We start from the raw sequence: 21,709 nt of genomic DNA, 5'->3' as shown, positions 1-21,709 counted from the left end.
AGTGTAAATCAAATTTTCAGTACAAAACACTCTAAAGAGTATTTTACAGAAATTATAATTAGTCTAATGCAAATTCTGTACGCCAATCATCTTTTTCAGCCCATTCAGGTTGAAGTTTTTTATCAAAAATAAAATCTCCAATTACTAAATAATCCATTTCTGTACGCATCAAACATTTATAAGCATCTTCTGGTGTACAAACGATAGGCTCTCCACGTACATTAAAACTTGTATTGACTACCAAAGCATATCCTGTTTGCTCTTCAAAAGCACTAATGAGTTTCCAGTATCTTGGGTTTGTTTCCTTATGAACAGTCTGAATACGAGCCGAATAATCAATGTGGGTAATAGAAGGCAAATCACTTCTGAGAAAATACAACTTTTCCATTAAAGGCAATGAATTGTAATTATCTGGAAATTTATTTTGACGAGATTCTTTGACAGGCTGCACCAAAAGCATATATGGAGAAGGTGTTGTTTGCTCAAAATACTCTTCTACTTTTTCAGCCAAAACTGAAGGTGCAAAAGGTCTAAACCCCTCTCTATATTTAATTTTCAAGTTTAATTTTTTCTGCATTTCTGGGTTACGTGCATCTCCTAAGATACTTCTACCTCCCAAAGCTCTAGGACCAAACTCCATTCTTCCTTGAAACCAACCAATTACATTTCCTTCTGCTAAAAGAGAAGCTGTTTTTCTAGCTAAATCATCAAAATTAGCATACTTTTCTGAAACAGCATTGTATTTTTTGCCCATCTTCTGAATATCTAATTCTGAATATTGAGGCCCTAAATAACTACCCTGCATTTGGTCTAAAGTATCAGTAATCTCTCTTTCTTGTCCGAAATAAATATGATAAGCTGCTTGTGCTGCACCCAAAGCACCACCAGCATCACCTGCTGCTGGCTGAATAAAAATATTCTCAAAAATATTCTCTTTTTCTAGTTTTCCATTTGCAACACAGTTGAGAGCAACACCACCAGCCATACAAAGATTTTTTGAACCTGTCAGGCGTTTTGCTTCATGTGCCATCAAAATAACTACTTCTTCTGTCACTTGCTGAATAGCCAAAGCCAAATCACAATGCACTTGATCGATTGGAGTTTCTGACTTTCTTGTGGGCACACCAAAAAGCTGTTCCCATTTTTTTTCTTGAATCATGCGTAATCCTGTCGCATAATTGAAATATGATTGGTCTAACCAAATAGAACCATCGGGATAAATATGACAAAGAGTTTCTTTTATTTTTCTTACAAATTCTTTGGTTTGGTCTGCTTCTGGATTTCCATAAGGAGCAAGTCCCATCAATTTATATTCTCCTGAATTTACTTTAAAACCTGTATAATAGGTAAAAGCAGAGTACAAAAGACCTAAAGAATGAGGAAATTGTAGTTCTTTCAGAATTGTAATATCTTTTCCTTTTCCATGACAAATCGAAACAGTTGCCCATTCTCCTACACCGTCAATTGTAAGAATGGCTGCATCTTCATAATTTGAAGGATAGAAAGCACTTGCAGCATGTGATAAGTGATGTTCGGGAAAGAGAAGTTTAAAACTTTTTTTGTCGTAGTCTTCTATTTCTTTTAGCTCTTGATAAATCATGCGTTTCAAAAACATTTTTTCTTTTAGCCAAACAGGAATTGCCGTCAAAAAAGAAAGTAAGCCTTTTGGAGAAAAAGCATAATAGGTTTCTAAAAGGCGTTCAAATTTGAGAAGAGGTTTGTCATAAAAAACAATTGCATCTAGTTTATCAAGTGTAAGTCCAGATTCTTCCAAACAGTATTTTATAGCCTGTGTAGGAAAATTTGGGTCATGTTTTATTCGTGTAAAACGTTCTTCTTGAGCTGCTGCAATTATTTTTCCGTCTTGGAGAAGTGCTGCTGCCGAATCGTGATAAAATGCTGAAATGCCGAGAATATTCATTTGCTAATAGTAATGTAGAAATGTATGAACTACAAAATTAGGATTTATTATTAGAACTACATACTTTTGAAAGGAGTTTTTACTACAAAAACAAATTTCTACTGAAAAAACTAAATCTATAAAATGTTTAAAAAATTAAATCCTAGTCTTTCCTTTTTACTTATTGCAGTGTTTCTTTGGCTCTTACAATATGGATTTGACATAAGTGTTGGAGATGGTGACGGGAAAATCATATTTTGGGGTACTTATGTTTTTGTAGGTTTCATGCAGGTATTTTTGATTCTCTCAGCATTGCTTTGGTTACCCGAAGTAATACGAAGGCTGAAAGGAAATTTTGCGCCTACGTCTAAAGATTTTTTGAAACGAAATGCAGGAAGTGTATTTATTTGTTTTATTCTGTTTTTTGTAATTCTGATAGATTTTTTTGGTTTTGCTTTTTTCAATGAAAAAGAAGTAGAAAGAATCTATAAAGCAAGTTATTACAGAACACCACATCCTTGTTTTCATCATGGTCTAGTGCAAAATATGGCAGTAGAAGGAGTTTGGGGAGATATTAAATATCCTCTTTACACAAATTCTTTTGCCTTTAAAGACTCTTCTGTTTTTGAAGCAAAACAGAATTTGGATAAAAAACAAGTTGTCTTTATTGGAGATTCTTTTACAGAAGGAGTAGGAGTAATTTATCAAAATACTTTTTTTGGACGAATGAGACAAGAGTTTTCAACCAATAATCAAATAGAACTTTGGAACGCTGGCTGTATTTCTTATTCTCCTCTTGTTTACTACAACAAAATAAAATATTATACCGAAGTAGAAAACTTTAAGATTGATTATTTATGGGTTTTCATAGATGGCTCAGATATTCAAGATGAAATAAATTATAAAGACTTTGAACCTAATTGCAATGAAAAATTTGTCCCTCAAGCAGGAACAATAGACTATTATCGTTATAATAAAAAAGATGACAACTCTCTTTTGGATATTTATAAAAATCACTCATTATTGGTGAGATTAGTTTCTAATACTTATAATAAGTTTTTTGCTGACCCAGAAGCAGATGAAAAAATAAAGTATATAAGCAATAGACTATCTTGGATAGATAATGATGCTGTTTATCAAGAATGGGGAAAAGAAGGAATTAAGCTTGCTGAAAACCACATGCAAAAACTAGTAGAACTCTGTAAAGAAAAAAACATCAAACTTACTATTGCTGTTTATCCGTGGGCTACTATGATAAATAATCATAAAAGACAGTTAGAAACATGGGAAAGGTTTACACAGAAAAATAACATTCATTTCATCAATTTATTTCCAGTTTTTGAAGAAAAGGTAAAAGAAACTTCTTTTGAACAGGTAAATAAAAAATATTTCATACAAGGAGACGGACATTGGAATGCAGAAGGACACAAATTAGTAAAAGAAGCCATAAAAAATCCTTTTGAAAAAATCGTTTTAGGAATAGAAGAGATTGATAGCTTAAGTACAATTACGAATTAAAAATTACGAATTACGACCTGTCAAAGCAGCAAAGCTAATTTAAACTACTGATTATTAGTTGATTAAAAAACAGTATTTAATTTCAATCCCTTAGAAAGTGTAATACAATAGAAATTCTTATTTTTTATTTTGATTTAATTTTCATTTGGTAGGTTTTTGATTCAATTAAAGTTTTTAGAAAAAAAGGCTTTTCTTACCTTTGCGTATGCAAGAAAAAATTATTATCCTAGATTTTGGTTCGCAATATGCACTTTAGGATGCCCAATAAATAGTAATCACTTGCTAGTAAGCAATGACTGTGAAAATATACTTTTTGAATTTATCTAAATAATATGGGCTTAGAAAAACAAATTTTATTCTTCTTTAGTGCTTTAGGAGCTTTCAATGGGTTTTTGTTAGCAGCTTATTTTGTTTTTTTTTCCAAGAAAAAAAATTCTGATTATTTTTTAGGAGGTCTTCTTTTTGTTATCAGTGTTCGGATTACTAAATCCATATTTTTATTCTTTAATGATAAAATTTTTGATATTTTTATACAGATTGGGCTTTCGGCTTGTCTTTTAATTGGTGTTTTTCTTGACTTTTATATAAAGGCAAGTAGTGATAGTGATTCAGAAAAAGCAGAAAATAAAAATAAATCAACTTATTGGTGGATTCACGTATTGCTTTGGCTTATTTGCATCTCTATTTTCAATTATTTCTATTCCTACTCCGAAAACCGTTTGCTTTGGAATTATTTTGTCAAAATGATTTACCTACAATGGTTTGTTTATATTTTGCTTAGTGCTTGGGAGTTGAGAAATGAGCTTAAAAAATTATTTACAAAAAACACAAAACTTAGTGAAAGCCAAATTTGGCAAGTAAATATTTTCTTTGGGGTGTTGTGTATTTGGACTGCTTATGTTTTTGGTTCGTATGCCTCTTATATTGTAGGAGCTTTATCTTTTTCTTTTGTTTTTTATATTTTAGGACTGTTTTGGTTTTTAAAACGCTCTAATTCAACAGAAGTAAAAAATAAAATCAGTAAAGACCAACAATTACATAATTTAGAAAGTAACAAAGAAAAAGCTGCTCCAAAACCTATTGAAAAATATGCGAATAAAAAAATAGATGAGCAAGAAGCAAATCAACTGAAAACAAGGATAGAAAGAATAATTGCAGAAGAAGAGCTATTCAGAGATCCAAACCTCAAGCTCCCTGATTTAGCCGAAAAAATCAACGTCTTGCCTCATTATTTATCACAATTTCTGAATGATAATCTAAACAAAAGTTTTCCTCTTTACATAAATGAACATCGAATTGAGGCTGCAAAAAAGCTTTTACTCTTAAATGATTCATATACACTAGAAGCCATTGGCTACGAATGTGGATTTAATTCAAAATCTACGTTCTTCTCTACTTTCAAAAAGATAACTAACTACACACCAGCTAGTTACAAGAAAAAGTATAAAAAATAATTCTCCTTTTCTTCCTATCAAAATGTCCTAATTTATAAACTCGTACTACAGATTTATAAACTAAAACCTATGTCTGATTTTTAATTTCTATTCTTGTGTCAAATCTAATTTAAGAATCTAAAAATTAAACTTTTGACATTATGAGTACAGTAAAATTTGTATTATTCGTCTTGCTATGCTTCAAACTGACTAGCACTTTTGCACAGCAAAAAATTCTCTTTGTTACTTCAAATCAACATTATTATGGAGATACAAATATCAAAACTTCCAATCATTTTGGAGAAATCGTCGTTCCTTACGATATATTTACAAAAGCAGGTTTTATGATTGATTTTGTTAGTCCTGAAGGAGGAGCTATTCCTATAGGTTATATCAACACATCTGATAGTATTCAGGAAAAATATTTGTATGATGGTTTTTTTATGAATAAACTCAAAAACACGGTAACACCAAATGAAATTAGGACTGAGGACTATGTAGCCATTTTTTATAGTGGAGGAGGAGCAGCGATGTATGGCGTGGCAGAAAATAAAACTCTGCAGAACATTGCCCAAGAAATCTATACTAATAATGGAATCATCTCAACAATATGTCATGGAAGTGCAGGCATTGCTTATTTAAAAGATAAAAACGGCAAATCACTTTATGCAGGAAGAAAAATAACAGGTTATCCAGATAGTTTTGAGAAAAAAGAAAAGGAGTATTACAAAACTTTTCCTTTTGCCATAGATGAAGCTATAAAAAACAATGAAGGAGTTTTTATTTATTCTGATAAAGGAAATGATGAGTTTTATAGTGTTGATGAAAGATTTGTAACAGGGCAAGACCCAAGTTCAGCTACAAAAATCGCAGAAGAAGTGATAAAACTAATAAACCAAAACTTCAAAAACAAGAATAGAATAGTGCAAAAGAGTGAGCTAGAGCAAATTAGAGCCACCTTAATAGATTATATCGAAGGAACAGGAAACGGAGAACCAGAAAGACTTCGAAGAGCATTCCATCCAGACTTTAATCTCTATACAGTAGCTGAAGATACTTTATGGATTCGCTCGGGAGAAAAATATATTTCTGCAATAAAAGAGGGCAAAAAAACGAGTCGAATAGGACGTATTATTTCCGTCGATATAGAGAAAGATGCTGCCATAGCGAAAGCCGAAATAGTAATTCCAAACTGGAGAATTTTTACTGACTACTTTCTACTACTCAAATATGAAGGTACTTGGAAAATTGTACATAAGAGTTACTCTTGGCAAGAAATAGTTGAAAAAGAAAATTAATATACTATTCAAATATAATTCAAAACCATTAGTTTCAATTAAATTAAAAAAACTATGAAATATTTATCATTTTTTATTCTTCTCGTTATCTGTAATAATAAATTATTTGCTCAAACAGAATCAAAACTTGAAACTCAAATAGATTCTCTTTTTTCAGAATATAGTGGAAATACAGCAGGTGTAGCAGTAGCTGTTGTACAAGATGGAAAAACAATTTTTCAGAAGGGATATGGTTTAGCCAATCTTGAATACAATCTTCCAATCAACACAACCACTTCTTTTAATGTTGGTTCGGTTTCAAAACAGTTTACTGCCTTTGCTATTTATTTACTTCAAGAAGAAGGTAAAATTTCTTTAGAAGACGATGTAATAAAATATATTCCAGAACTTCCTCAATATGATAAAATAATCAAAATAAAACACCTCTTGGCACATACGAGTGGACTAAGAGACCAATGGGCTTTGCTTACCTTAGCAGGCTGGAGACTGGATGATGTAATTACAGAAAATCAGATTTTGAAACTTGTCAGTAAACAGAAGAAACTCAATTTTGAAACTGGAACTCAATTTATGTACAGCAATACAGGTTATACACTTGCAGCAGTAATAATAGAACGAGTTTCAGGGAAGAGTTTTGCACAGTATTGCCAAGAAAATATTTTTAATCCTTTAAAAATGACCAATACCCTATTTTATGATGATTATAATAAATTAATAAAAAATAGAGCTTATTCCTATGAAAAAGTAGAGGGGAATTTTAATAAGCGTACACTCAGTTATACTACAGTCGGTGCAACCAGTCTTTTTACAACAGTTGAGGATTTAGCTAAATGGGTTTCGAATTTTCATAACCCTCTAGTAGGAAATGCGAAGTTAATAAAAAAATTTAATGAAATATCTTATCTTGATGACAATAGTCCTGTTATTTGGGCGCACACACCAGAACAAGATTTGTATTATGCTAAAGGTCAGTTAAGTTATGAGTATAAAGGTCTGAAAGTTCTTAGCCATGGAGGACATGATGCAGGCTTTAGAGCAGTACTGACGAGGTTTCCAAAAAAAGAATTTGCAGTCATTACGCTGAGCAATAATGAACATTATACTACGATAGAAAAGAGTTATCCTTTAGCTGAAATATTTTTAAAAGATTACCTCAAAGAAACAAAAAAAGATACTTCTAAGACAAATCCAGATAATACAGAAGAGAAGCCCTACTCTAATCAACTCAATTCTTATGAAGGAATTTATTATAACGAAGAATTAGCTACTCAATATCAAGTCAAACTAAAAGATGGACAGTTAGTAATGACGCACCCAAGATTAGATGATATTTCATTAACAGAAACAGGAAAAAATAAATTTGATGGAATAAATAGTTTTGCTTTTGAACTTGAATTTTTTGAAGCAAATGATAAAATAGAAGGCTTCTATATTTCTAATTTTGGGGCAAAAAATATGCAATTTGACAAAGTAAAACCTACAATTAAAGAAGTAACTAGTATTGATCAGCAACTAAAAGCATATAACAACAGAGATATAAATGCTTTTTTAGATACTTACCACGAAGATATTGCCATTTATAACTTTCCAAATCAATTATTAGGAAAAGGAAAAGAGTTTTTAAGAACTACCTACCAAGATTTATTTCAAAAATCTCCTAATTTGAATTGCCTAGTTACAAGTAGAGAAGTGCTAGGAAATACTATCATTGACCAAGAATTAGTTACTGGTTTTTATGGAGACCAATCATTAGAAGCTATTGCTATTTATAAAATGAAGGAAGGAAAAATAGCAGAAGTCTATTTTATTAAAAAGGAAGAATAAAGTTTTCAGAAAAAAACGCTTTTCTTACCTTTGCGTATGCAAGAAAAAATTATTATCCTAGATTTTGGTTCACAATATACACAGCTTATTGCTCGTCGTGTTCGTGAACTCAACGTATTTTGTGAAATACACCCTTTTAATAACATCCCTCAACTTGACCTTTCATCTGGTGAAATTAAAGGAATTATTCTTTCAGGGAGTCCGTATTCGGTGCATCAAGAAGATTCGCCTAGAGTACCACAAATTTCAGAATGGCGCAAAAAACTACCTATTTTAGCTGTTTGTTATGGCGCACAACTTTTAGCTCATACCCACGAAGGCGAAGTCAAACGCTCAGAAACTCGTGAATATGGCAGAGCAAAACTAATTCCTGTTACAGAAAATCCACTTTTGGAAGGAATCACAGCCGATTCTCAAATTTGGATGTCTCATGGAGATAGTATTTATTCTCTTCCAAATTCTATTGAAGTGATTGCCAAAACAGCGAGTATTCCTGTGGCAGCCTATCATTTTAAAGGCGAACCTACGTATGGTTTGCAATTCCACCCAGAAGTAACTCATTCGACAGACGGCAAAAAAATTGTAGAAAATTTCTTAGTCAATATTTGTAAATGTTCGCAAGACTGGACTCCTGCTGCTTTTGTAGAGGATACTATTCAATCTTTGAAAGAGAAATTAGGTAATGATAAAGTTGTTTTGGCTCTTTCGGGTGGCGTAGATTCTACAGTTGCTGCTGTTCTTTTACATAAAGCAATTGGAAAAAATCTATATGGAATTTTTGTAGATAATGGTCTTTTGAGAAAAGGAGAATTCGAACAAGTTTTGGAAACCTATCACAAAATGGGCTTAAATGTAACTGGCGTAGATTCAAAAGAACGTTTTTATCACAAGCTAAAAGACAAAACCGACCCAGAAGACAAGCGTAAAGCAATTGGTTTTACATTTATTGAAGTTTTTGATGAAGAAGCAAAACGAATTCAAGATGTAAAATGGCTCGGACAAGGAACAATTTATCCAGATGTAATCGAATCTGTTTCTGTAAAAGGTCCTTCTGCTACTATCAAATCGCATCACAATGTGGGTGGACTTCCTGAAAAGATGAATCTCAAAATTGTAGAGCCTTTACGTGATTTGTTTAAAGATGAAGTTAGAAGAGTAGGCGCAGAGCTTGGCATCGATAATTTTATCTTACAACGCCATCCTTTCCCAGGACCTGGATTAGCTATTCGTATTTTAGGAGCAGTTTCAGTAGATAGAGTAGATATTTTGCAAGAAGTAGATGCTATTTTTATCAATGGACTCAGAGATGCAGGTTTGTATGATGAGGTTTGGCAAGCTGGTTCTATTCTTTTGCCTGTCAATTCGGTTGGTGTAATGGGAGATGAACGTACCTACGAAAATGTAGTGGCTTTGCGTGCCGTTACAAGTTTGGACGGAATGACAGCCGATTGGTGTCATTTGCCTTATGAATTTTTAGCTGATATTTCCAACAAAATTATCAATAATGTAAGAGGTGTAAACAGAGTAGTTTATGATATTAGCTCAAAACCTCCTGCTACTATTGAATGGGAATAGTTTTGAATTAATTAGCGAGTGATTTGTATGATTTGGCTTCGCCGAGCTATCGGTTTTAAAATGAAACACAAGATAAATACAACTGAAAGTCAGTGAAGCTAAATAATAATAATAATTTTTTAATATTTATTTTATTTTTATTGTATTATCCTGTAATTATCATAGTAATCATACAAATCACTTGCTAATAATTTTTTACTCCCTAAACAAATGGTATTTTTATAAGGTAAAACTAATTTACATCTAATTCATCAAAACAGAAAAAATCTAGTGTCGTATTCTTGATAGTGTTTCCTAATTCTCTCGCTTTTTTCCAATCTTTACAGGCTTTATCAGGTTGTTGAAGGTCTAAAAGCAGTTTAGCTCGTTGCACATAATATTCTTTTTTACCATCATTGTAAAGAATAGCTAAGTTTAAGTTTTCCATTCCTTTGTCCTGATTATTTAACTTAAAAAATAAATTAGAACGAGTATAATGAAAATCTGATTCTGTTGGATTTTCATTGATTAGAATGAAGTTATTTTTTAAAGCTAAAACATAATTTTTGACTTCATTTTCTAGTTTTGCTATTATTTCAACTCGTTTTTGGTTTGGATTATCATTCCTCTGGATTATTGTTTCAAAATCTTTTTGTGCCAAATTATCATTTTGAAGATTTGCATAAGCCAAAGCTCGCTGCTCATAATAGACAGGTTTTGTAGAATCTTGTTTTATCAGAGTAGTATAAATTTCAATAGCTAATTCGTATTCTTTGAGACTATTATAATATTCATCAGCTATTTCTTGAGCTGTTTTTTGTTCGTATTTGCTTAGGTCAAGAGCTGTAGAAAAATCTGTAATTGCACCCTCTTTTTCATTAATTTGACCATAAGCAATTCCTCTTTCCAAATAAAAATCACTTTCCTGAATGAGTGCATTTTCAATTGCCTTTGTATAATCTTTCAAAGCTCCATTCGGAAAACGAAAATGCTCACTATATAACTTCGCTCGCAAAAAATAAGCTGTTGCAAAAGAATTATCATAGCCTATGGAATAACTAAGTTCATCTATTGCTTTATCATACTCTTTAATTTCGATACTTTGAAGAGCTTGATAATAATGAAACCGACTCATAAAATTATGAATAGAATTGACTAGCAAAAACATATAAGCTATAAGTCCGATAGAAATTAAAGTAGAATAAAGATTGGTGTTTTTGGGGTCTTTTTGGCGTTCTGTGTGATAACGTTGAAAATTTTGCTCAGCTTCTTGGGGACGATGATTGACATAATAACTATATGAATAAGCAAAGCGAAGTGTTGTATCATATTGCTGTTTCATAACTGGATTAGACAAAACTTGATAGGCTTCATTAATCCTTTTGAAAAGCTCTTCTGCAATTGGGTTATCAGGGTTTTTATCTGGATGATATTCGACTGCCAAGCGTTTAAAGGCTACTTTAGCTTGCTCTTGAGAAGCAAGTTCTGGAATTCCCAAAGTAGTATAATGATTTTGCATTGCTCGTTTATCGCTTTTTTATTCTTTTTATATTTTTCTTTTATAATTTTTTTTCTGCTCTTTTTTAGTCATAACTCATTAATAATCATTATGTTTACTGTTTTTTTTAGGGCAGTTTATTTAATTCACATTACGGATATAAAAGATACGAAAATTTTGATAATTGTACTACTTATTTTATCTTTTTAACGCTAGAGAACGATTACAAATTACGGCTATACTTTTTTATTTCTAAATCTATCTATGATAAATATTTCAATCCCACTTGGGTTCGATTAATTTATGTTTACACTCCACTCCATAACAAGAGCTTTTTAGTTTCAATCCCACTTGGATTCGATTAATTTCTTGTGGGAAATGGTTTTTTAAGTATTTAATTTATGGTTTCAATCCCACTTGGATTCGATTAATTTATTAGTAGAGGTATTCAAGCTCGTGTCAATCCAAAGTTTCAATCCCACTTGGATTCGATTAATTTTAGCGTAATTCGCATCTATAAATTCAGATAGAACTTGGTTTCAATCCCACTTGGGTTCGATTAATTTCGAAGCGACATAAGGCATAACCTCCTGTCTAACTTTCGTTTCAATCCCACTTGGGTTCGATTAATTTCGGTTTGAGGACGTGGCAAATGCTAGTAAAGCAGCGTTGTTTCAATCCCACTTGGGTTCGATTAATTTCTCCTCAAGACTTCCCTTAAATTGCCTAACAAATGTTGTTTCAATCCCACTTGGGTTCGATTAATTTCTTAAAGCTCTGTTACGACAAAACAGGGATAAATTTGTTTCAATCCCACTTGGGTTCGATTAATTTCGGGCGTTTTTTTTTATAAACTAAACAATCACATCATCGTTTCAATCCCACTTGGGTTCGATTAATTTCCCACGGCACAACGAATACTTACAATACGTCTTATTCGTTTCAATCCCACTTGGGTTCGATTAATTTCTAGGACCATCTATACCTACAAATTTGTTTTCTTCCCTGTTTCAATCCCACTTGGGTTCGATTAATTTCCCATTTCTAAATGGCATTATTGAGCATGTGATGGGACGTTTCAATCCCACTTGGGTTCGATTAATTTCTAGGAATGCAAGCTAAACCATTCCCTTCGAAAGCGAGTTTCAATCCCACTTGGGTTCGATTAATTTCAAAAAGAAATAAAAAGGCAAAAAGATTTAGGAATTTAGTTTCAATCCCACTTGGGTTCGATTAATTTCCAAAAGGGACAGACAATGCCCCAAAAGCATTGGAAAGTTTCAATCCCACTTGGGTTCGATTAATTTCACGTTACAATTTCAGAAAAAAAGTTGATTTCTGCAATAGAAACCTAATTTTTATTTTAAAAAAATACCAAGTTTGTCGTCGCAGTCCAGTAGTAAGAAAACCCCTAGAGTACGACGACACACATAAACCATTGATAATCAGCAAATTAGCAATTAAAAATATTTTTTCACCTGTCAAAGAACAATTTTTAAAGACTTAGACGACCCTATAGCCTTCTATCGCTCAAAATAGCACTTTTTCTCTTCTGCAAAATTCTAGTTATAGATTACGTATTTCAGACTAGATAAATAAGTTGGTGATATGAAATTGAGCTAAATTATTTACAGCTTATTTATTAAGCATCTTTTTTAGAATGAAACCCATAACTTTAGTTATGGGATAGTTAGAGGGTGTTTTCTGCTTTTTTTCCCACGATTAAAATCGTGGGTTTTGTTATATGTAATTCTGCCCAATTACTTATGAAATTGGAGTTAGTTATAACCCGTAAAATTAAAAGGTGTAATCTCTAAAAGTTCATTTTTTATAGCATCAGAAACATTTAAAGTCTTTATAAACTCATGAATTGTTTCCTCATTCATTGTTTTTCCTGTGCGTGTGAGTGCTTTTAAGGCTTCATAAGGCTTTGGATAACTTTCTCTTCTCAAAACTGTCTGTATAGCTTCTGCCACAACAGCCCAATTGTTTTCTAAATCAGCTTTTATTTTGGCTTCATTTATCTCTAATTTAGAAATACCTTTTTGAAGAGACTTGAGAGCAATCAGAAAATGCCCAAACGGAACACCCAAGTTTCTCAAAACGGTTGAGTCTGTCAAATCACGCTGTAACCTAGAAATAGGAAGTTTGGTAGATAAATGTTCGAAAAGAGCTGTCGAAATTCCTAAATTTCCCTCTGCATTTTCAAAATCTATTGGATTTACTTTATGAGGCATTGCCGAAGAACCCACCTCATTCGGATTTATTTTTTGCTTGAAATATCCCATCGAAACATACGCCCAAATATCTCTACTAAAATCTATCAAAATAGTATTGATTCGCTTATAAGCATCTAGTCGTGCAGCCAAAAAATCATAATTATCAATTTGTGTAGTCCATTCTTGGCGTTCCAAACCCAAATGCACAGCTAAAAAATTCTTTCCAAAACTTCTCCAATCTGTTTTTGGATAAGCTACTTTGTGGGCATTAAAATTTCCAGTCGCTCCTCCAAATTTACCTGTATGAGGAAGTGTTTTGAGGCTTTCAAACTGTTTTTCCAAACGATAAGCAAAAACCTTTATTTCTTTTCCCAAATGAGTAGGCGATGCAGGCTGTCCGTGTGTATGAGCCAACAACGGAATTGATTTCCATTCTGCTGAAATAGAATTTAATAATTCTATACTCGTATTTATCTCTTCAAAAAGAACTTTTTCTTCAGCTTCTTTTAGTAAAATGGGATTGGCTGTATTGTTTATATCTTGTGAGGTTAGACCAAAATGCACAAATTCATTATAAATTCCTAAATCTAGCTTTTCTAACTCTTCTTTTACAAAATACTCAACTGCCTTTACATCATGATTAGTAACTTTTTCAGTTTCTTTTATTTTTTGAGCATTCTCTAAAGAAAATTCGGTATAGATTTTTCTTAGGTAAATAAGCTGTGTTTCGGAAAGCTCTGGAAGTTGTGATAATTCTGTTTTAGGAACTTTACAAAGCGCAATAAAATATTCAATTTCTACTTGTACACGAGCTTTGATAAGCGCATATTCTGAAAAATAATTTTGTAACGATTTTGTATGACGTTGGTAACGTCCATCAATGGGAGAAATGGCTGTAAGCATGAACCAATTTAGAGTTTAGAATTTAGAATTCAGAAATAATACAAATGCAAAATTTCTTGATACTAATACCGTGTAACAAAAGTTTATTTATATTTTACTATCGTCGGTAGCGACCGATAATGGCAGAATTATAAATTGAACAGGGTTTTAACCCTGTTTTACACATGCAAGGAAATGCAAATAATTTTTATTATACGGTACTAACACACTGTTTCAAAAGTTTTATTGCCTTTTGTTGTGCATTCAGTTCCTCAGAACTGAATGTTTCGCTTCCTCAGAAGCGTGATTTATTTGCTTGAATCACGCTTCTGAGGAAGCATTTCGTTCAACTCTAGGGAGTTGAACACAAAAAAAACATTGTAAAACTTTTGAAACAGTGTACTAATTTAAAAGCTAAAACTAAAAATAAGCATAGTTAATTCTAAAATCTGAATTACCTTCGCTGATTTGAGAGGTCTAGCTTCTAAATTTATTTACTACAAATATAAAACTTCTGACCTCCAAAATCTAAATTTATTTTACTTCTAGGTTTTGGCTTGGCTGTTTATTCTAAATTCTAAGCTATAAACCCTAAATTTATTAAGGTTTTATGGTTAAAAATATCGACCTTTGTAAGATTTTAAAACTAAAAAAACATAAACCATCAAAAAACTATGAAGGTTACTTTTTCAACAATTGCTACCTATTTTTTTCGTGGTCTGCTTATTACAGTTCCTCTAGCAGGAACAATATATGTCGTAATTTCTTTTTTAGAGTGGGTAGATTCTCTACTCACTTTTAGTACTTGGGGAGTGGGTATTATAGTTATTTTAGTAACTCTTACTTTTATTGGTTACCTGACCTCTCTTTTTATAGCAAAATCATTTTTTGAGTGGTTCGAAAGAATACTTTTGCGCCTTCCTATGGTTGGACTTATTTATACTTCTATTAAAGATTTGATGGCTGCCTTTGTAGGAGAAGAGAAAAAATTTAGTAAATCAGTATTAGTAAAGCTCAATGCTGAAAATGAAATTTATAGACTTGGTTTTATTACAGCAGAAGATTTATCACTACTCAAAATCAATGATTTAATTGGTGTTTATTTTCCTCACTCTTATAATATTTCAGGTAATTTGTATTTGGTAGCTGCTAAAAACATTACTCCTATTGATTATGATAATTCGGCTGACTTAATGAAATTTATTGCTTCTGGTGGTGTTTCAGAGCTTGCAATAACAGAAAACAACGATAAAGAATTTGGAGAAGACCTACTGTAGAACTATAACTTGTCAGTTATGAATTAACTAAATTTTGTTCTTCTTTATCACTACTACTACTTATTTATTTCTCAATTTTCATTTCCCAAAAATATGGAATTCAATTTTAAAGACATTGCTTCTGTATCTCTTATTTTATTTTCAGTCATCGATATTTTAGGTTCAATTCCTATTATTATTGATTTACGTCAGAAAAACGGTGGAGAACTAAGAGCCTTACAAGCAACAGTGGTTTCAGGTATTTTGATGGTTGCTTTTTTGTTTGTTGGACAAGAAATTTTACAACTTTTTGGTCTTGATGTGGCATCTTTTGCTATTGCAGGTGGTCTAATCATGTTTCTAATTGGTTTGGAAATGGTATTAGGAGTTGATTTTTTTAAAACTGACCCAGAAGTAAGTCATTCTACTGTTGTTCCATTGGCTTTTCCACTTATTGCAGGTGCAGGAACAATGACAACATTAATTTCACTACGTGCCGAATACTCACAAGCAAGTGTTTTGATTAGTATTATGATTAATCTGATTGTTATTTATGTTGTTTTACGTGGCTCTAAATGGATTGATAAAAAGTTAGGGGCAACAGGAAAAGCAGTTTTGCGAAAAGTTTTTGGCATTATTCTTCTAGCTATTGCGATAAAACTTATCAAAACTAACATTGTAATTGGATAATTACATTCTAAAACAAATAATATGAAAAAACTATTTTTTCTAACTCTGCTTTGCTTTTCATTTTTTGAAATGAGCTTTGCACAACAAGCTATCATAAAGACAAATCCATTTAATCCCATTTTGGGACGTTATACGCTGGGTTTAGAAGTAGCTATTACAGAACACTCTTCGTTGAGTTTGTTGGTAAGTCGTTCGAATCTAAGTTTTAATAAATTTAAATATGAGACAAGCAATGGTTCGGAAGTAGGAGGAGATTTAGAACTTACAAGTTGGGGATTTATGCCTGAATATAGATATTATTTTAGTGAGCAAGCATTAAAGGGATTCTATGTAGGTTCGTATGCTAATTATGCTCGTATGAATTTGGATATTTCAGTCAATGGTGGCACAGCAGAAACAAGTGGAAGTGCCAATGGAAAATTTAATAATTATGGCTTGGGGATTATGACAGGCTATAATTTTTTGATAAAAGACCGTTTTTCAATTGATGTTTTTGGTGGTTTGGGAGGCTTTTGGTATAACCTAAGTAAAATCAATATACGATATCAAAATGATGATGTAGTAGAAGAAAAAATACCTGTTCCTATTGCTGGACTTTTTCCACGTATAGGTGTGAATTTGGGTTATGCTTTCTAAATCTATCTACTTCACTACTTTAATAGATTAATTAATAATCAGACTATCTTCTTCTTTTTTAACAAAAGTTATTGTTTTTTTTCGTAATTTTCGGCTGTTATTAAGTTTTTTCTCAAAAAACTACTAAGTAATAAATCATTATAAAGCCAAATCTTTTAATTCAGAATCAAGCAATAAAACACATAGGAATAATGAAGACCTGTTAAAGCAGCGAAGCTAATTAAAAATTATAACTATCATTGCAATTTATTAGCTATCAATAAATTGCAAATTTGAAAGTAGTAGTTTATTTAATTTCTATTCCATATCTTTTCAAAAATTAATTTACCCTCAAACGAAATTCCCTATTTTATGAAATTAAATTCTTTATACTCGTATTTTCTTGTTTTTTCTCTACTTTTATCTATCGGAATGTTTTCTTCTTGTGCTAGTACAGAAACTACGACAGAAGAAAATACCGAAGAAACTACTACTGATGAAACAGTAAACACTGACCAAGAATCTCCAACAAAATTTGCTAATCTTGATGAAATGATTATGGATTTAGGAGACTATAGTACAGACAATAATACTTACGAGAAAATGTCGGATACACAAATTCGTATTTCTCCTGCAGTTCCTGCCAGTGCTGATGATGCTCAGATTCAAGATATTGTAAAAGCAAGTATGGTTTCTATGGCAATGCGTGCTTTCATCCACACTGATGTAACAGAAGTAAGTATTAAAGTTGTTCCTCAAAAAGCATCTATGAATCCTGAAGATGCAAAAATGATGGAAAAATATATGCAAGAAGGTACTATCACTCGCAAAAAAGCAGAAGAAGTAGCCAAACAATATGCAGGAACAGACCTAAACTCTCTTGTAGGTAATAAAATTGGAGACCTTTTTCGTGCTGATATGCCGAATGATAATTTAGAGAAATTGAGAGGAAGTGAAAACTTAAATGCTGTATTTTCGGCTCTTACAGGAAAATAAAGCATAAAATAAGTTATAATTTTTTAGCTTATTGAATTAGAGACTATTTTAGTAAAATTTAAAAAGCATATTCTATCAAAGGAATATGCTTTTTTGATATACATTTTTTATTTTGATGAATAATTACAAAACTCATTTTTGGCTCATTGCTGCCTTTATTTTTCTATTCTTGCTTCGTTTTTTTCGGTTGTCAGAATTAGGCTTACATGATTATGATGCTGTAACTAATTTTTTAGCTGCAAAACAACTAGTAGAAGGTGATTTTTCGATGCTCTTTCATCACGCAGCACCCTTTTTACACATTTTTGACGCATTCTTTTACTTTGTATTTCAAAACAACTCAACTTCTTTTATTTTTATAGTTTATGGAGAAGCAATTTTACAAATTAGTGCGATTCTGTTTTTGTGTTTGATACTAAAAAAAGACTGGAAATTTTCAGCTACGGCTGCATTTTTCTTAGCTATTTTTGTAGGAAGTTCGCCTTTATTGGTTTACTCTGGTCGTTGTTTGACAATCGATAATGGAAGTTTATTTTTTTTGGTTCTCACTTTGAATCAACTTCAAAAACTTATCTTTAAAGAAGTAACTAATCAGAACTACAAAAAACTAATTCATTTGAGTATTTATTTTGCTATTGCTTTCGGTTTTAATTACAAGTCTATTTTGATTCTGCCTTTCATTTTTGGTTATTTATTCTATCAAAACTCTATTCTTAATTTCATAAAAAAAATAATTGTTTTTGGCGTAATAAATATTCTTTTTGTAGGTTTTTGGACTTTAATTGGACAACTTCTTTTAGGAAAATGGACAGCTTATCTAGGAAACTTATATTACTTAATTTTTGAAGCACACCAACGAGAAGTTACAGGCGAATCTTGGGTAGAATTTGATTTACTTTACTATTTCAAATATACTTTCTTTTTTGAAAATCCTTTAATTTGGATAGGAATAGGAATGGTTATTTTTTCTGTCATCAAGAAATTTTTGAAACGAAAAGAAAGCATAACCAAAGAAAACACCAATGCTCTTTCCTTTGATTGGAAAGAATTAATCAATCAAAAAATTATTTTTTGGCTTTTATTTTTGGCTTCTATTGCCCTTCCAACACTATTTTTAGAAAAAGCTCCTCGTATCTGGATTTTGGTTTTGCTGCTTGCTTATGCTCTTTCTGCTTGGGCATTTTTGTTTGGCGAACTTCTCAATAAATCTGGTAAATGGTTCCTTTTTTTAGGGATATTTTATAACTGTTGGCTCGTAATGGCTCATATTTACTCCTATTCTGCAACTTCTTATAATGAAGCAACAATGTATATAAAAGAAAATTTGGTTACCAATGAGTTAGATAAAACAGAAAAAATCTACTTAAAAGGAACACTGCAACCTATCCCATTTTTAGAGAAAGCGAAGATTAATTATTTTATCTTACCTCAAGATTTTGATACAGATTCTACCATTAACAATAAAAATATATTAAATAGTATAGATTCTATTTTTTATATCTTGACAGATGATTATTGTGTTTTGGCTAATAATTGTTTGGAAGCAGAAAGCATAATGAAAGATAAAAAAATCAAATATTCAATCAGAAATCAGTATGCTCAAAAATATCAACTTTTAAAAGAATGGAAAGAACCTACACTTTCAGAACCTTTTTTATACGTCGAACATAGTCAGTATCTAGGTTTGAATTTTTCTGAAAGTTATGATTTGTGGCAAAAACAAGCACAAGACACTACTACCATTCGATTGTATAAAATCTTTAGATAGATTTTTCAATTTGCATAAAAAAAGAGGCTGTCCGAAAAGGTCAGCCTCTTTTTATGCAGCTATTTTTTGTAATTCTTCTTTTTGGTTGATTTTTTTGATGATGCAAACAAATTTTGTCTTTTGGTGATTTTTTTGAGTATAAAAAAAGGTGCAAAAAGATGATTTTTTAGAATTGAAAGTATTTTTTAGCTTATCGGCAGTTTTTGCCACCATTTTTCTAAAATTATGTCCAAGAGCCATCAATAGAAACTCCATTTCTACTTTTACTAATCCCTTAAAAGTAAATCGATTAAACTTATTATTATATTTGAGATGCCCAAAAACAGCTTCTACTTCTATAGGGCGTTTACTGCGCTGCTCTAATCCTTTCTCACTAGTTAGTAAATTTCTAGCTTTCTCTTTTAGTTGGTTTAAACGATGATTCACTTGTATTATTCTATTGCCTTCAGCTTTATGACATAAATTGCGAAGAGGACAATCTTGACACCTTTTTGCTTGATAATAAGATACTTGCGATTCGTATCCATTACTTGAAGTACGTTTTCCATCTCTTATTTTCTTCATTCTTTGCCCCATCGGACAGACATAAAAATCTAATTCTTTGTTGTAAAATAAATTCTGAACTAAAAAAGGATTATTTTTCATTTTCCTTTTTTGCTCTTTATGGAAATAATTGTACTTAACGTAGGCAGTAATTTCTTTTTTTTCAAGTAATTCATAATTTTCTTCACTTCCATAACCTGCATCAGCTACTACTTCTTTACTTTGTTTATTGTACTGATTTTCAAATCCTTCTAAATGAGAGGATAAAGTGGTGGTATCTCCTGCCGTTTGATGAATAGAAACGTGGGTAATAAATTGATTTTCTGTGGACACTTGAGCATTATAAGTAGGTTTGAGTTGTCCATTTTTCATGTGATCTTCTTTCATCCGCATAAAAGTAGCATCCGTATCTGTTTTACTATACGAGTTTCTACAACCTAAAATTTTCAGAGACTCTTCATATTTACTTAATCTAGGAAGATATTCATCTTGCATTTTTTTTAGTTCTCTTGCCTGTTGTTTACTCGGTTCTTTTAGTTTTTTATTGATTTGAGCGAGTTTTTCTTTTAATAATTCTGAATCTAATGGAGTAGATACTTCTTCTTTATTTTCTTCTTGATTATCTGATTGAATACTACTTTCAATATCAGATAAAATTTTATTTACTTTAGTTTCTAACTTTTCTTTATTTTTTTCAATACTACCACGCCAAACAAAAGTATAACGATTAGAACAAGCCTCTATTTTTGTTCCATCAATATATTGAACATCAAGACTTACATAACCCATTTCAACCAACATTTTAACAACTTCTCCAAATAAACGATGAATGTGTGCCTTCAAAATTTTACCTCTAAAGTCATTAATTGTTCTAAAATCTGGTGTAGAATTGCCTGATAAATACATAAAATGAATATTCTCCCCAAGAGCTTTAGCTATTTTACGACAAGAATAAATATTGGATAAATAAGAATAGAATAGCACTTTAACGAGCATTCTTGGATGATAAGCTGAACAACCTCCACCTTTGTATTGAGAAATCAAATCGCTAATATCCAATGAATCAACCACCTTTTCAACTAAACGAACAGGATGGTGAGCTGGAATTTTGTCAAATATATTGACAGGAAAAAGTTCGGGCTGCTTACCACTTTGGTTTTTGAAAACTACTTTTGCCATAGGCTATATAACGTTAGTATAAAAGTATATATACCTCGAAAATAAAAAAAATTAACCATAAAAAAAAGGCTATCCGTACTTTTCGGACAGCCTCTTTTAGTAAGGAGAATAGATTTTTTTTTAGTTTAGATATTTTTCAAAAGAAGCTTTTATTTCTTCTTCGCTATCTTTTCCACTAATTTTAACTAATTCTTCTTTTGTTTCAGCATCAATTAATACTAAAAAGCCTGTGCCTTTATTTTTTTCTAATACAGATTTTACTTCTTTTTCAACTGCAAAAGCTTCAGTAGCTTTTTTAGTTTCTTTGTCTGTAAAATCAAATTCAATAAATTCTACATTTGACAAATCTACATCACCTTTTATACTTTCTATTTTATCAGAAAGCTTGACACAATACGGACACCAATCAGCATGAAATACAACAGCAATTACTTTTTTAGATGAGGCTGCTTCTGTACTTTGAGCATTAGCCAAAAAAGTTACAAAAAATAAAGCGATAAGGGTTAAAAAATACTTTTTCATAGTTGGTTTGAAAT

15 protein-coding genes and 1 CRISPR repeat array are annotated in these 21,709 nt (G+C 31.5%); of the genes, 10 read left to right on the top strand and 5 right to left on the bottom strand.

Annotated features, from left to right (window positions below; genetic code table 11):
• Positions 1–58: 58 nt before the first annotated feature.
• The gene (locus tag V9L05_RS15670; RefSeq protein ID WP_338812791.1) at positions 59–1,921 is read right to left on the bottom strand and encodes a carbamoyltransferase; all 1,863 of its coding nucleotides are present in this window, start codon (positions 1,919–1,921) and stop codon (positions 59–61) included.
• Positions 1,922–2,044: 123 nt separating this feature from the next.
• Here V9L05_RS15670 and V9L05_RS15665 point away from each other — a divergent pair, with 123 nt between their 5' ends.
• The 5 genes from V9L05_RS15665 to guaA all read left to right on the top strand — a co-directional run bounded on the left by V9L05_RS15665 (position 2,045) and on the right by guaA (position 9,548).
• Positions 2,045–3,418 (top strand): hypothetical protein, encoded by a 1,374-nt coding sequence (locus V9L05_RS15665; RefSeq protein WP_338812790.1) that lies wholly within the window; start codon positions 2,045–2,047, stop codon positions 3,416–3,418.
• Positions 3,419–3,750: 332 nt separating this feature from the next.
• The gene (locus tag V9L05_RS15660; protein WP_338812789.1) at positions 3,751–4,872 is read left to right on the top strand and encodes a helix-turn-helix domain-containing protein; all 1,122 of its coding nucleotides are present in this window, start codon (positions 3,751–3,753) and stop codon (positions 4,870–4,872) included.
• Between the two features lie 140 nt (positions 4,873–5,012).
• Positions 5,013–6,149 carry a nuclear transport factor 2 family protein gene (locus V9L05_RS15655; protein WP_338812788.1) on the top strand — a complete coding sequence of 379 codons (1,137 nt, stop codon included), beginning with the start codon at positions 5,013–5,015 and terminating at the stop codon, positions 6,147–6,149.
• A 54-nt stretch (positions 6,150–6,203) separates the two neighbouring features.
• Positions 6,204–7,973, top strand: a complete 1,770-nt coding sequence (locus V9L05_RS15650; RefSeq protein WP_338812786.1) for a serine hydrolase — start codon at positions 6,204–6,206, stop codon at positions 7,971–7,973.
• Positions 7,974–8,009: 36 nt separating this feature from the next.
• The gene (gene guaA / locus V9L05_RS15645; RefSeq protein ID WP_338812785.1) at positions 8,010–9,548 is read left to right on the top strand and encodes a glutamine-hydrolyzing GMP synthase; all 1,539 of its coding nucleotides are present in this window, start codon (positions 8,010–8,012) and stop codon (positions 9,546–9,548) included.
• A 232-nt stretch (positions 9,549–9,780) separates the two neighbouring features.
• On the opposite strand, the gene V9L05_RS15640 is transcribed toward guaA, so the two are convergent.
• Together V9L05_RS15640 and purB are read right to left on the bottom strand one after the other, a co-directional pair.
• Positions 9,781–11,046, bottom strand: coding sequence for a DnaJ domain-containing protein (locus V9L05_RS15640; RefSeq protein ID WP_338792341.1), 1,266 nt, complete (start codon positions 11,044–11,046; stop codon positions 9,781–9,783).
• 252 nt (positions 11,047–11,298) lie between these two features.
• Positions 11,299–12,333: a CRISPR direct-repeat array (repeat unit 31 nt; unit sequence GTTTCAATCCCACTTGGGTTCGATTAATTTC).
• A gap of 470 nt (positions 12,334–12,803) precedes the next feature.
• Entirely contained in the window at positions 12,804–14,147 is a 1,344-nt protein-coding gene (purB, locus tag V9L05_RS15635; RefSeq protein ID WP_338812783.1) for an adenylosuccinate lyase, read from the bottom strand.
• A 653-nt stretch (positions 14,148–14,800) separates the two neighbouring features.
• Between purB and V9L05_RS15630 the strand changes: the two genes are divergently transcribed.
• The 5 genes from V9L05_RS15630 to V9L05_RS15610 all read left to right on the top strand — a co-directional run bounded on the left by V9L05_RS15630 (position 14,801) and on the right by V9L05_RS15610 (position 19,451).
• Positions 14,801–15,403, top strand: coding sequence for a DUF502 domain-containing protein (locus V9L05_RS15630; RefSeq protein ID WP_338812782.1), 603 nt, complete (start codon positions 14,801–14,803; stop codon positions 15,401–15,403).
• A gap of 93 nt (positions 15,404–15,496) precedes the next feature.
• Positions 15,497–16,072, top strand: coding sequence for a MarC family protein (locus tag V9L05_RS15625; protein WP_338812781.1), 576 nt, complete (start codon positions 15,497–15,499; stop codon positions 16,070–16,072).
• A 21-nt stretch (positions 16,073–16,093) separates the two neighbouring features.
• Positions 16,094–16,708, top strand: coding sequence for a DUF3575 domain-containing protein (locus V9L05_RS15620; protein WP_338812780.1), 615 nt, complete (start codon positions 16,094–16,096; stop codon positions 16,706–16,708).
• A 351-nt stretch (positions 16,709–17,059) separates the two neighbouring features.
• Positions 17,060–17,683, top strand: a complete 624-nt coding sequence (locus tag V9L05_RS15615; protein ID WP_338812779.1) for a hypothetical protein — start codon at positions 17,060–17,062, stop codon at positions 17,681–17,683.
• A gap of 115 nt (positions 17,684–17,798) precedes the next feature.
• On the top strand, positions 17,799–19,451 hold the full coding sequence (locus tag V9L05_RS15610; protein WP_338812778.1) for a hypothetical protein: 1,653 nt from the start codon (positions 17,799–17,801) through the stop codon (positions 19,449–19,451).
• A gap of 51 nt (positions 19,452–19,502) precedes the next feature.
• Here V9L05_RS15610 and V9L05_RS15605 read toward each other — a convergent pair whose 3' ends face one another.
• Positions 19,503–21,173, bottom strand: a complete 1,671-nt coding sequence (locus tag V9L05_RS15605) for an IS1182 family transposase (protein ID WP_338812234.1) — start codon at positions 21,171–21,173, stop codon at positions 19,503–19,505.
• Between the two features lie 120 nt (positions 21,174–21,293).
• Complete coding sequence (locus tag V9L05_RS15600; protein ID WP_338792348.1) at positions 21,294–21,695, bottom strand: thioredoxin family protein; 402 nt, start codon at positions 21,693–21,695, stop codon at positions 21,294–21,296.
• Positions 21,696–21,709: the final 14 nt, after the last annotated feature.

The organism is Bernardetia sp. Wsw4-3y2, from assembly GCF_037126295.1.
Classification (GTDB): domain Bacteria; phylum Bacteroidota; class Bacteroidia; order Cytophagales; family Bernardetiaceae; genus Bernardetia.
Note: the sequence above shows the minus strand (reverse complement) of the source record. Positions and strands in the feature narration are given on the sequence as shown.

Excerpts from the sequence above, each read along its gene's own strand:
- V9L05_RS15620 (WP_338812780.1), top strand. The coding sequence starts at position 16,094 with ATGAAAAAACTATTTTTTCTAACTCTGCTTTGCTTTTCATTTTTTGAA.
- V9L05_RS15630 (WP_338812782.1), top strand. The coding sequence starts at position 14,801 with ATGAAGGTTACTTTTTCAACAATTGCTACCTATTTTTTTCGTGGTCTG.
- V9L05_RS15605 (WP_338812234.1), bottom strand. The coding sequence starts at position 21,173 with ATGGCAAAAGTAGTTTTCAAAAACCAAAGTGGTAAGCAGCCCGAACTT.
- V9L05_RS15665 (WP_338812790.1), top strand. The coding sequence starts at position 2,045 with ATGTTTAAAAAATTAAATCCTAGTCTTTCCTTTTTACTTATTGCAGTG.
- guaA (WP_338812785.1), top strand. The coding sequence starts at position 8,010 with ATGCAAGAAAAAATTATTATCCTAGATTTTGGTTCACAATATACACAG.
- V9L05_RS15600 (WP_338792348.1), bottom strand. The coding sequence starts at position 21,695 with ATGAAAAAGTATTTTTTAACCCTTATCGCTTTATTTTTTGTAACTTTT.
- V9L05_RS15670 (WP_338812791.1), bottom strand. The coding sequence starts at position 1,921 with ATGAATATTCTCGGCATTTCAGCATTTTATCACGATTCGGCAGCAGCA.
- V9L05_RS15610 (WP_338812778.1), top strand. The coding sequence starts at position 17,799 with ATGAATAATTACAAAACTCATTTTTGGCTCATTGCTGCCTTTATTTTT.
- V9L05_RS15655 (WP_338812788.1), top strand. The coding sequence starts at position 5,013 with ATGAGTACAGTAAAATTTGTATTATTCGTCTTGCTATGCTTCAAACTG.
- V9L05_RS15660 (WP_338812789.1), top strand. The coding sequence starts at position 3,751 with ATGGGCTTAGAAAAACAAATTTTATTCTTCTTTAGTGCTTTAGGAGCT.
- V9L05_RS15625 (WP_338812781.1), top strand. The coding sequence starts at position 15,497 with ATGGAATTCAATTTTAAAGACATTGCTTCTGTATCTCTTATTTTATTT.
- V9L05_RS15615 (WP_338812779.1), top strand. The coding sequence starts at position 17,060 with ATGAAATTAAATTCTTTATACTCGTATTTTCTTGTTTTTTCTCTACTT.
- purB (WP_338812783.1), bottom strand. The coding sequence starts at position 14,147 with ATGCTTACAGCCATTTCTCCCATTGATGGACGTTACCAACGTCATACA.
- V9L05_RS15640 (WP_338792341.1), bottom strand. The coding sequence starts at position 11,046 with ATGCAAAATCATTATACTACTTTGGGAATTCCAGAACTTGCTTCTCAA.
- V9L05_RS15650 (WP_338812786.1), top strand. The coding sequence starts at position 6,204 with ATGAAATATTTATCATTTTTTATTCTTCTCGTTATCTGTAATAATAAA.